Origin of the sequence: Oligoflexus sp., from assembly GCF_035638955.1 — a bacterium.
In the GTDB taxonomy this organism is placed as follows: Bacteria; Bdellovibrionota_B; Oligoflexia; order Oligoflexales; family Oligoflexaceae; genus Oligoflexus.
Genome location: NZ_DASQYZ010000300.1, coordinates 1 through 1941, shown reverse-complemented (window position 1 = coordinate 1941; position 1941 = coordinate 1). Strand labels below are relative to the sequence as shown.

Annotated in this window: 2 protein-coding genes; both read left to right on the top strand. The window is 46.0% G+C overall.

All coding sequences use genetic code 11. The annotated features are described in order from the left end of the window. Positions 1 to 487: 487 nt before the first annotated feature. Positions 488 to 814 (top strand): hypothetical protein, encoded by a 327-nt coding sequence (locus VE954_RS27540; RefSeq protein WP_324958945.1) that lies wholly within the window; start codon positions 488 to 490, stop codon positions 812 to 814. Continuing rightward, positions 811 to 1941 (top strand): trypsin-like serine protease (locus tag VE954_RS27535; RefSeq protein ID WP_324958943.1); only part of this gene is annotated, 1131 nt, incomplete at its 3' end. The genes VE954_RS27540 and VE954_RS27535, both read left to right, overlap by 4 nt.

Below are 1941 nucleotides of genomic sequence, written 5' to 3'. Positions count from 1 at the left end.
GCGTGGTCCTAAACTTCTGATTCCACAGGAGCAGGTCGGGATCAACATCCCGGTCACACGGCAATCCATGTATGTGCTTGGATAGAAAAGTACACTAAACTCTTTTTATGACTGTCTCAAAATAGCTGATTTATTCCGGTGCGTAGGCGATAGGTGACTTTTAGTAGCTATGAACATTAAAGTGAATGACTTTGGCCGTTAATAGCCTTCTGAATAACGCCGTTATCGAAAACGCCTTCTAACTCAATCCCATCTGCTATTGCTGCCAAAGAGGGCTCACTGTTGAATATATACGTCGAACTGGCGTCAAAATTCGCGCACGTACCTCTTGGAAGCCCAGGAAAGTGAAGCAAAATCAATATTCTATAATTCTGACGACAGCCTTTATTGTCAGGTATTTATAATGCGACTTTGCAGTTTGATACGAATTGTAAATCATCGAAATCGATGATAATTAAGGCCCGCAAGGAAAGTTAGAGGAGCTGTCTTGAAAAAGTTAATGGTTTTTGCCGTCGCTCTGTGTGGACTTCTCTATCTGGGTTTGGAGATATTTGAACCATTCGCCACTGATCATCACGAGGAGGAAATACTGCTCAACGCAGTGCCCCTTCTTAATCGTCATGCTGATGGGCTTTTTATCCTCATCAAGGTCAAGGGAAAATGGACTGAAGAGGAGCTGGCAAGGATGCTCGATCCGTGGGGACAACAGATCCGGGCGGAATACCAGGACAAAGTCCTGACCCTAACCAGTTCTGGTCCTGATATGAAATTTGAAACCAAAGACGATATTAATGTTGAAAGGACTATTGAATGACGTTCCGCTCAAAGATTACTTTTGTCTCAATGCTATCCATAACTGCCTGTGGCACTGAGTCAGCTTCAAAGCTCGATATTATAGGTGGACAGATAGAGCCATCCGACAAGCTGGCCAAAGGCTCCTATTCTTCAACGATAGGTTTGAGCGGAAATGGTTTGGGTACCAATAGCTGCACTGCCTCGCGTCTTACTCAAAGCACGTTTATCACAGCAGCACACTGCGTTAATAAATCAAAAGAAGGTGAGCAGGTTGCTGTCTTCGCGAGCAACTCGCGCAGGTTCACAGCTTTTCTTAAAAAGATTCAAATCCATCCATCATGGGTGGCGCCTGCTGGTGACGGTATTGGTACTGGCAGCGATGTTGCCATTTTTGAACTTGCGTATTCAGTAAGAGAAGAAAAGGTTGTTTGGGATGGCTTGGTAAGCACAGTTCCTCTCGCTTACGGCACTTTTCCAAAAAAGGACCTCCCTGTAGTTATAGCCGGATTTGGCTGCGAGCAGAAAACAGGTTTTGGTGGCACTGCCGTCTGCGAAAAATTTCCTGACTTTCAGTACATGAAATCAGCGCAGAACAAGGTTTATAAGGAGCCCCTGTCCTTATTGAATAACCTGCAGCGGGAATTTGAGCTTGATGCATCGACAAAAAAGGCCGGCATCAACGGCTTTACATCAAGCGGCGATTCCGGTGGACCTGCTCTAACTATTGACGGAAGGCTGCTTGGAGTCACAAGGTCTTCGGATCCTCTGTGGTACACCAAGGATGACGCTTGGTTTGGAACCACATCGTATACTTGGCTGGAGTACCCCGACGTCAAACAGTGGCTGACAAAAGCCCTGAACAGCGAAAGCAAAACAGACATCTATCAGGTTGCTGAGCAGGTTGAGATCCAACTATTAAATGGTGACAGATATATAGGCGCTATTCGCGACGGCTTCCGCACAGGCAAGGGTGCCATGTTCTATAAGGATGGCAAAACATATTCAGGTGGGTGGTTGATGAATGCCCGGTCAGGTTATGGTGAACAAACGTGGCCAGAGGGAACAAAATACATAAGTTACCACGGCGAATGGGCTAATGACCTTCCAAATGGCAAAGGAACGATGACCTTTACTTCGGGACAGGTA